The organism is Levilactobacillus fuyuanensis (assembly GCF_003946395.1).
Classification (GTDB): domain Bacteria; phylum Bacillota; class Bacilli; order Lactobacillales; family Lactobacillaceae; genus Levilactobacillus; species Levilactobacillus fuyuanensis.
Map to the genome: position 1 here is coordinate 1 of NZ_RHNZ01000035.1, position 9347 is coordinate 9347.

At 38.4% G+C, this 9347-nt stretch carries 10 protein-coding genes and 3 pseudogenes; 7 read left to right on the top strand and 6 right to left on the bottom strand.

Translation table 11 applies throughout. From position 1 onward, the window contains the following. Positions 1-441: 441 nt before the first annotated feature. Positions 442-665 (bottom strand): annotated as a pseudogene (locus tag EKM73_RS13015) (LtrC-like protein); the annotation flags it as partial. A gap of 12 nt (positions 666-677) precedes the next feature. Then, entirely contained in the window at positions 678-2741 is a 2064-nt protein-coding gene (gene mobQ / locus EKM73_RS12380) for a MobQ family relaxase (protein ID WP_125702107.1), read from the bottom strand. A 252-nt stretch (positions 2742-2993) separates the two neighbouring features. Between mobQ and EKM73_RS12385 the strand changes: the two genes are divergently transcribed. Both EKM73_RS12385 and EKM73_RS12390 read left to right on the top strand, forming a co-directional pair. Then, complete coding sequence (locus EKM73_RS12385) at positions 2994-3221, top strand: hypothetical protein (RefSeq protein ID WP_080952786.1); 228 nt, start codon at positions 2994-2996, stop codon at positions 3219-3221. Positions 3222-3242: 21 nt separating this feature from the next. After that, the gene (locus tag EKM73_RS12390; protein ID WP_125702108.1) at positions 3243-3521 is read left to right on the top strand and encodes a hypothetical protein; all 279 of its coding nucleotides are present in this window, start codon (positions 3243-3245) and stop codon (positions 3519-3521) included. On the opposite strand, the gene EKM73_RS12395 is transcribed toward EKM73_RS12390, so the two are convergent. From EKM73_RS12395 to EKM73_RS12405, 3 genes and pseudogenes are all read right to left on the bottom strand, one after another. Continuing rightward, positions 3511-4017, bottom strand: a complete 507-nt coding sequence (locus EKM73_RS12395) for a hypothetical protein (RefSeq protein ID WP_125702109.1) — start codon at positions 4015-4017, stop codon at positions 3511-3513. The genes EKM73_RS12390 and EKM73_RS12395 overlap by 11 nt on opposite strands. After that, complete coding sequence (locus tag EKM73_RS12400) at positions 4007-4288, bottom strand: type II toxin-antitoxin system RelB/DinJ family antitoxin (protein ID WP_002819873.1); 282 nt, start codon at positions 4286-4288, stop codon at positions 4007-4009. The genes EKM73_RS12395 and EKM73_RS12400 overlap by 11 nt, the downstream gene beginning before the upstream one ends. 259 nt (positions 4289-4547) lie before the next feature. Beyond that, positions 4548-4889: pseudogene (locus EKM73_RS12405) on the bottom strand (replication initiator protein A); the annotation flags it as partial. Between the two features lie 1459 nt (positions 4890-6348). Here EKM73_RS12405 and EKM73_RS12420 point away from each other — a divergent pair. Both EKM73_RS12420 and EKM73_RS12425 read left to right on the top strand, forming a co-directional pair. Further along, a complete protein-coding gene (locus EKM73_RS12420) occupies positions 6349-7161 on the top strand; it encodes a ParA family protein (protein WP_024855822.1) in 813 nt (270 codons plus the stop codon). Positions 7162-7164: 3 nt separating this feature from the next. After that, positions 7165-7521, top strand: coding sequence for a hypothetical protein (locus tag EKM73_RS12425; RefSeq protein WP_024526904.1), 357 nt, complete (start codon positions 7165-7167; stop codon positions 7519-7521). A gap of 198 nt (positions 7522-7719) precedes the next feature. Here EKM73_RS12425 and EKM73_RS12920 read toward each other — a convergent pair whose 3' ends face one another. After that, on the bottom strand, positions 7720-7938 hold the full coding sequence (locus tag EKM73_RS12920) for an IS3 family transposase (protein ID WP_225421417.1): 219 nt from the start codon (positions 7936-7938) through the stop codon (positions 7720-7722). A gap of 189 nt (positions 7939-8127) precedes the next feature. Between EKM73_RS12920 and EKM73_RS12990 the strand changes: the two genes are divergently transcribed. From EKM73_RS12990 to EKM73_RS13045, 3 genes and pseudogenes are all read left to right on the top strand, one after another. Then, positions 8128-8391, top strand: a complete 264-nt coding sequence (locus tag EKM73_RS12990; protein WP_263853812.1) for a transposase — start codon at positions 8128-8130, stop codon at positions 8389-8391. A 40-nt stretch (positions 8392-8431) separates the two neighbouring features. Further along, positions 8432-9079, top strand: a pseudogene (locus tag EKM73_RS12925) (IS3 family transposase); the annotation flags it as partial. Between the two features lie 41 nt (positions 9080-9120). Further along, on the top strand, positions 9121-9294 hold the full coding sequence (locus tag EKM73_RS13045) for an IS3 family transposase (protein WP_382387750.1): 174 nt from the start codon (positions 9121-9123) through the stop codon (positions 9292-9294). Positions 9295-9347 lie beyond the last annotated feature (53 nt).

Below are 9347 nucleotides of genomic sequence, written 5' to 3' on the forward strand. Positions count from 1 at the left end.
TTCATGGCCTTTTTGACTAGTCTGAATAAAGAACTGGTCTAGTAGAGCAGGTGTTGCACTTCAATTTTAAATCGAGGTAAAAAATAATCATCAACATAAATAAAATTTTTAATTAACCGCCAATTTTCAACTGAAAGTTGCATTAGTGGAAAATTGGCTACTAAAGAACATAGATATAGGTACCTAGGGTTATGGCGTTGGGAAAAATTTATATTTCCAAACTTCCCCTGTATTTCGTCAAACATTTGCTGAACATCTCTAGTTGTACTACATTTAACAAAGTGATTTAAATAAATAAACTGAGATTTATCTGTATTATCGATCATCGATTTAGCTGTATTAATGGTTACGAGGAGCCATTGGTTCAAATTAATTAACTGTTTAGGCCGGTGGTATAATTCTTCTTTAGTTGTTTCAAATAACTGGTTATTTATGATTCTCTCACCTTCTTATCTGTAAATTGTTTGTCACTTCTGGTTTCTTTATTTTGGGGTTTTGTTCAGCAAATGCTTGCAGCTGTTTTTGTGTTCGATTACTGATTTCATGGTGTATATCATTTAGTTTATTTTTTAGTTCTGATTTTTGTTGTGGGTTCCTTGCTTGCTGAACTTGTCGTTGCAAACTTGATATAACTGATTAAGCGATCGGGCTGATAGCTTTTTTATTTTACATTTGAATTACAAGTGCATACCCCCATCTTCATGCCGGTTCCGGGTTTGGTGTTGCCGCTGCTTTTTCGTCATTTCCCACTCGGTTTCTTTCAGTCCACGTTCTTGCTTTTGCCGTTGGTAATCTTCATCACGAGCATATAGAACAGTCATGATCGCATCACTAAAGGCCGTCTTTAAGTAATAGTCTGGACTAACTGGCTTATAATTTAGCGGTTGATAATGCCCCATATTTGCTTTTCTGTACTGGTCGTCCTTGGCTTGTTGCCCTTTTAACTGCTTTTGGATTTTCTCGATCTGACTGTTCTTAATCGTCGGATCGGCTTTGCATTCGCCAAAAAAGAGTTGTTTAGTGCCATCATGCTTTAAAACCCGTTGTAAGTGATGATTTTCTAACTGATCTAAGCTCAGCTGTCCCGATAAATAAGCTAGTCCTTGTTGATGTTCTTGGGGACTGAACACCTGTGGTGGATTTGCTTGCCACTGTTCAATTGTTTCAGCCTGACATGGCTTTAAAACAGGATCATAGTACATCACGGCTGTATAGGCTTGTTCCTGTTTAATCATTGGTAATTCATTAAAATTGCCGTTAGGAAAGGCTCTTCTTAAAACTTCCTGGTATTGGGTTTGAATAACTTGCTTAACAGCCATGATTGTTCGCAAATCTTTGACTGCGCGAGTAATCTTTTGCTGCTCGGTTGGTGAATACTTTTCTAGTAGACCTTGATCAACGTGTTCTAGACTTTCTAAGCTATCATCATGAATCATCAGCGTATATTTAAGCTCGATTTTGACTTCCTTTTCTTGTTGCATTAATAACTTCCAGCCAACGTATGGCCGTTTGGTAAAGGTCAATAATTGTCGGGTCAATAAATCATCACGAATATTCATTAAACGTTCGTTTAATTCACTGCCTTTGAAAATCGTTTGTTCACTATTAGTTTCTTTAATCAATTCCCGTCGTTCAGCCGCGGTTGTCTGTTCAAAATCAAGCTCTGGATAAAGTTTTTTAGTTGTGCGATCAACCACTTTATTTAAGAGTTCATCTGCTTTTTTTAGTGAACTTTCTTGTTGGTTAATCGTCAATAATTGCTTAGTGACATCTTCACCAACAGCGTGCTTAATTAAGGTACTGTTTTTCCAATTAAATAGCATGCGCCGCTTATCATCTAAACTTTCCAAACTAATATAAGTTTTCAGTTCGTGGCTTAACTCTTTGACCACTTTTTTCTCGTTAAACGAGAAGTGTTTACTTAGGCTATCCAAGTGGCCTCGATTAACTACTTTCTCCTGCATATTTTTATAGCCAGCTTTGGACTTACGATAGTTCTTAACTTGTTGATTAAATGCCTTTCTTTCATGCCGTTTGCTATTGATTCCCTCGTGTTGCATTGGTGTGTCAGCTATTCCCTGTTCCACAAATGATTTTTCACTGATCCGATCAGGAATGTTTTTTTGCTCTAAAGCCTGATTGACACTTGCCGCCCAATTGTGCCGCCATTCAGTTATTTTTTCTTTTTTATCCCAATCGATCATCAGTATTTTTCTACTCTTAGGGTACTTGCTAGTTCCGGTATATGTTTTGTTGCCATTATCATCTAAAATATATTGCTTTTTGCTCTTGATTCCCCATGTTCCATCTGAATTAAACGGCCGATTAGTTAACATCACATGAGCGTGAGGATTATCTGGGTGGTCGCGATGAATTGCCACGTCGGCTACCATGCCCTCATCAACAAAATTTTCTTGAACATATCTTGTCAGTAATTCTTTCTGTTCGGATTCACTTAATTCTACCGGTAAAGCCACGTTAAACTCTTTTGCATACCGTGAGTTTGATTTACGATCTTTCTTTTCAACTTCATTCCACAACTGCTCTCGATCACTCGCCCATTCAGGTGAATTTTTTGGCGTCAAAATAAAGCTTTCTGGCATGATTGATCGGGCATAAAAATAGTGGCGACCTTCCTTATCATCAAATAGCTTTTCACCACTTCGATAAGCGGCACTGGCAATCGCGCTTCGTCCTTTACCAGCACTAATATTACTAAAACTCATGTGGAATATTGCCATGTCAGTCACCGTCTTCCTTTGATTCTATGGGTTTTGACCTTGTTGTCGCCATCGGCGACTTCTAATACAGGATTTTAGCACGATTTACCCCACAAGAATTTAGTGGGGTGTAAGTGCGCATTGACCTCGTTTCACTCAGTCTTCTGATTCTCTTAACTTTAATTTAGTGTATGCCTTCCGCTTCGCTATTTCAAATTTTATATTTTGACTTAACGTTTCCTATATGATATAGTTTCGGTGATTATTTTTAATATGATTGGAGGGATCGTTATGTCTCAAAGTAACTTAGAAAAACAAGAAGCTAAATTAAAAGCCCTTAATCAAAAAATTAAGGACGAAAAAAATAAGATTGAACAACGGCTAGGTAAACAAATCATCAGTCAAGCCAATTTAGATTATGCTAATTTATCTAATGACAATATCAAGTCCTTATCCAAAAAAGTATCCGAGTTTTTAAAGGAAAAGTCCGTAGATCATTAGTCATAGGAGATGGGGAATTCCATGCCTAATCAATATGAAAAACTAATTGAACAACAAGCGCGTTTAAAACAAAAAATTGAGCGGGAAGATTTTAAGTTACGCCAATCTAAGTATTATGAAAATCGACAAGCCCACAAAGCCCGTTCTCGCCGATTAATTCAAAAAGGGGCTTTATTAGAAAAGTACTTTCAAGCTAATAACCTCTCGGTCGAACAAACCGAAGAACTTTTAAAAACATTCGCTGACTATGTCAACGCCCATAAACCGGATAAATTAAAAAACGATCAACCTAGTTATTAGGTTGATCGTTTTTATTTTCAGGATTGTTTTTTGGCTTAACTTCTGGATTGTGTTTAGCAAAGTCTTTTAACTGTTTTTGAATTCTTTGTGTAAGCTCTGCTTTACTTTCTTTGTGCTTCCTTTTACTTAATCGCTGTTGAATTATCTTTTGACCCTTACCTCTTCTTTTTGATTCTAGGTCAAGCGTAAAATCTGAAATTTTATTTTGATCTAGCTTACTTAAATGACCGATTTCTTTAAAGTTTAAACCGGCTTTGGGAAAGCGATAAATATTACCAAGATCGACCCAGGAAGGTTTCTTCAACCCAGCGGATTGCCAATCTTGAATCGGATAATATTGTTGCTTGATATAAGCCGACTTCTTTTCATACTGACTAGTCATTTTAAAAGCCTCGACCGTCTGTTCTGATACCCGACGAATTAAAACTGGCCGCGACTTGCCACCGTTAGTTTCTACAAAACTAACGTATAGGCTGACTAAGTCATTAGTCCTCATCTGGATCGTTGAGCCAATCAGCGACCTCTTTAGCGTCTTTGAACTCGGTGACTGGTGTCCCTTCGGTCGCCTTTAAAAAGCGTAAATTAGCTCTTTCTTCTTCGCTTAAAGACGCATTAAAAGGTAAAGCACCATTAGCAACAATCCGCTTGTAAAACATGTTAATGGCCGTGGTTGGATTTAAGCCCAATTCGCTTAAAACTGCTTCGGTATCATCGGCCAAATCTTTATCAATCTTGACTTGGACCCGTTTCTTTTCCTTAACTGCCATGATTGTCTCATCTCCTTTCTTCTACTACTACCATTATACTACCTTTTGAGTACCCTATCAATAGATAAAGCCCTGGCCTCAAATCACTTGAGCTTGGCGTTGATCTAAAGGCTGAACTTTTGAGCTGGTTAGCCTGGTTAGCTCTGGCACTCATTTAAAAGCCCATATTCTTCTGTTTAAGCCATTTAAATCTAACTTAAGTATAAATAGGTTAGTAAGTCTTAAAACTGCTTAGAAAGGATTTTGTAGCCTTTTAGGACTAGTAGTACAACCCACTGTTGTCGTTGTCGGCCGGCTTTTCTTCTTCGGGGTGTTTGGCCGCGTATTCTCTAGCCGCTTGTTTATTCCACCAAACACCAAATAGATTTTGCATGGTGCCGTACAGGTAGTTTTCCACGTTCTTGATGTGCTTCTCATTGCTTCTTAGGGCGTTAAAGTAACGTCTCAAGGCTTTAGTCATTAAAAATTTAAGTTCTTCGTCGTCCAGTGGGATTATGACGCCAATATCTTTATGATCCTTCTCAACTCGGTACTTAGCATTTAAGATAATACCAACGAAGCGACGCATCTGTTGCGGGGTACGGCACCAAAAACTAAGCAGTATTCATCATGTTACAGCACCCAAGTAAAAGCTACGAAGATAAAAACATTCATCCTCAAAATATGTAACCTAGAAAAAAGGCCTCCAGTGTTAAACCGGGAGCCTTTTTTAGTATACCAATTTCTACTTCACATAAGGCGGCTTATCCCAAGTAACCCACATTCACCGCGGTACTTCCACATTCCGTTATTTTTTGATTGTGAACTTGTCCAAAAAAGAAGTGGTATAGGTCGCAGATTGGCTTTAATTGGGAAAATGAGTTTGTGAAATTCACTGAAATTACGTCTAGGCCATTCCCTTGAATTCAACTGTCTCATTCTTTGTATTAACCAAAAACTTACCGACACTCCCCTGATACTTCACGGATACTTTAAAGGAATACTTGTAATTTACCCGAGTGTATCGAATACTACTAATTCTTCCCTGATACCCTTGACTACGCAAAACTCTCTTCACTTGGTTCCTTTGTCGATCAGTAATTCTTGCAGAACTCCGATAGATTGTCTTCTTAACGATCACATCTGGATTCAATGGAACAATGTAATCCTTACATTCCAACAATTCCACCAACTTTCTTTTTTTCTTTGGAATTTGACTTGACGAGTTACGGTTTTCCATTCAGTTTAGAGGGAGTGACGTTTTGAGCGCAGAATTGTTCCCTGGAATCAGCTATTTGGAATAACTGAACCAGAGTACAATTCTACTACTAAAAGTTTTCCCTTAGTTCGTCGGTCGTTAACGCCCGTCGCTTGTCTGTACAATTGCGGTATTGCTACCACCACTCATTATAAACCTACGTTTTCGGTTTAGCCTACTAAAAAACGCCCTAACAGGCGTTGGTAATACGTATTTATTTTTGTTCGATCACCAACTAATCAGTGGCACCAAGCCGAAGCTTCGTTTTACCACCCGCGCCGTTAATGGTCGCGCTCACCATTCACCACCCAGCCGTACAGATGACCTTGTTGTGGTATAGCCAGACTTATTGAAGTCGCACTGGCAAACGTGTCCCCTTGGATTTAGACCCCAGCTTGTCCCCTAGGGCTTTAAAAATCGCACCGGCCATGATATAATAGTCATTAAATAACGATGACTTTTATGTGGCGCTCACCGATGCCAGTCAGTGGGTGTTTTTTTATGTTCTATTTTATGTCTAAATAATATCTCAATAGCAAGAATAAGTAAAGGCGCTTTTTACATAGTTCTATAGAACTATGTAATCTATAATTCTATAAATCTATAGTTCTATAAATCTATAGATGTTCATTTCTATAGTTCTATAAATCTATAGTTCTATAGAGCTGCTATGTCGGCAATATTCGCTATTTATTAGAACCATAGATCTATAGTTCTATAGTTCTATAGATATTAATTTCTATAGTTCTATAGATTTGAATAAAATTTTCTATAGAATTTTATTTTTTTGTGCTATAATTTTTCTCAAAAGGATGTGTCTATGTTGACCACAACTATTACAACCGGGAATTTTAAAGGTGGAGTTGGAAAAACAACTAATGCTGTTATGATTGCTTACACCTTATCTAATAGAGGGAAAAAATCCTTAATAGTAGATCTTGATCCACAAGCTAATGCTACAGACTTGCTGTTTACAACAATGAGCCAAGTGTATGGAACTAAACCTGATTTTAGCGAAACGCTTGAAGTTGCTTTAAAAAAAGGTAGTTTAGAAAATGCAATTGTTCATGTAAATGATAACTTAGATTTACTTCCTTCGGATGATGATTTACAGAACTATGATAAATTTCTAAGCTCTTCGTTTCCTGATGACTACACACAAGATCATTATTTCTCTAAACTATTATCAAAAATTTCAAGTAAATATGATTTTGTAATATTAGACGTTCCCCCACAATTAAACAAATTTACTGATTCCGCTTTGGTTGCAAGTGATTACGTTATTGTTATTTTGCAAACCCAAGAGCGCTCATTGCGAGGGGCAGAAACATACGTTAAGCACTTATTGCAAATCAAAGACGATTACTCTCTCGACATTGATTTGTTAGGCGTTTTACCTGTCTTACAACAAAACGGAAATGATTTAGATTTAGACGTTATCGAAGATGCAACTACAAGCTTCGGCAATGCAAACATGTTTAAACAAAAGGTGCGTCAGATGGCTAGACTAAAACGATTTGATCGCACTGGTATAACAAATAATGCTAGCCATGACATAAACGACAGAAGGGTTCACCATCTTTATGATTTGGTTGTAGATGAATTATTAGAACGTTTAAAATTGATTAGAGGTTAAAAAATGACTGCTAACGATAAAATGGGATTAGGTGCTTTTGGAGAAACTAGAAAGAATAAAACCACACGACCTCAGAAAATTGAGCCACAAAAATTTGAAGAACAACACAGAAGCATGCCAAATGACCAAGTACTAATTAAGCCAAAACGTAGATTGACAGCAAAAGATACTCCAAAGTCTGTCCAGGCACAATTAGACACTCATATGGCCATAAAGCAAATAGCTACCATTGAAAATAAGCGAAACTATGAGGTTCTCAACGAAATCGTTGAAAGCTATGTTCAAAATATGCCGAACCAAAGCAAAAAATTGGTAATAGATAGTGTTAGAGCTGTTCAACAAAATATGCGCGATTTTTAAATATCTATAGATCTATAGTTCTATAGAATGGACATCTTGTATAACTGCAAAATTAACGAATAACACCACGCGCGCTCAGACAACACGTTCAGCTTTTAGACGTATACTTGTCCGTTTAAATGAAGCAGAATGCACACAAAAAAGCCACCCACCTCGTGATGAGATGATGAAGTGAACCCACAAGTTTGGACAACTAAATTAAGCTGCTAACTGATTGGCAAGTTCTCGGTATTGTACCGGTGACTTGCCTTTTAGTTTGGTCCTGATTCTACGGTTATTATAAAATTCAACCCATTCAGTCATCGCTTGCGCGAGACTTTCTGAATTTTCGAAGTGTTCATCCATCATCTCTGCTTTCATGAGATGAAAAAATGATTCCATGGCGGCGTTATCTAAGCAAGTCGCCTTACGGGACATACTCTGAAAGGTATGATGAGTTTTAAGCGTTTTTTGCCACTGTTTATGTTGATACTGAAATCCTTGATCTGTGTGTACCGTTGTTCTATAAGGAAGCTCAGGTAATCCTGGATGTAAGCTGATTCCTGAGACAACTTTTAAGAGAGGGTATAATGAATAAATCGTCTCTCAAAAGGAAGAAATTTTTACATGCCAACTCGTTACGACAAAGAATTCAAACAAAACATTATCAACCTATATAAGCAAGGCGAATCAGCTGCCCAACTGGCCAGAGAATATGGCATTGGCTATTCAACAGTTCATAAGTGGATCCAGGGCCAGGCCAAAACTCAATCCGGTAAATCGCCAGACGAAATCAAATCGATGGAAAAGCGACTGGCTTCGCTGTCTGAGGAGAACGAAATCCTAAAAAAGCCCTGGGCTTCCTTGCGCAGAAGTAACCAATATCTTTGATTACATTCACCAAGAAAGCCATCACCACCAGGTAACCAAGATGTGCCGAATCCTCGGTGTTTCCAGAGCTCAGTATTATCGTTATCGATCCCCCAAACCTTCAAAACGCCGGGCCGAAGATGCGGACTTGAAACAACGGATTCTGCGGATCTTTGCGGAATTTAAGCAGCGATACGGTGTTATGAAGATCCACCATGAATTGAATCTGGAACTTCAACCACTGCAGCTTCGGTGCAGTCCACGACGGATTTCCCGGCTCATGAAGGAACTGGATATCCACTCCGTTACCGTCAATAAGTGGAAAGCGGCTTCGGCTTCCAAAACCAAGGTTGAACAGCGTACCAACTTGCTTAAGCAGGATTTCTCGACCACTGGTTTAAATCAAAAATGGACCGCTGATATGACCTATATTCAAACGAAGTGTAATGGCTGGTGTTACTTACCAACCATCATGGACCTGCACTCACGACGGATTATCGGCTATTCGTTCTCAAAAAAGATGGATACTGATTTAGTCTTAAAGACCCTTGAAAGCGCGGTTAAAAATCGAACCATTACTGGGGACCTGATTATCCATACGGATTTAGGATCACAGGATACCAGCGATGATTACAATCAACGTTTAACTGAACTACATATCCGCCACTCATACAGCCGTAAGGGTTGTCCGTATGATAATGCGCCAATGGAATCCTTTCACGCTTCCCTCAAAAGGAATGTGTTTATCCAGTGCCGGTCTTTGAAGATTATGAAACTGTCGCTGCCGTCCTTTTTGAATATGTGCATGCTTTCTACAATAGGAAGAGAATTCATAGTTCGCTGGGCTACCAGACCCCCTTACAAGTTGAAATTGCAACACTTACGAGCCAAATGGCCGCCGAGTGTTTAAATAATTATGTGTAAATAGAAAAATAAGCAATTGAAAAGGGAAAGCCTCTCCCTTATGATAGTTAGCA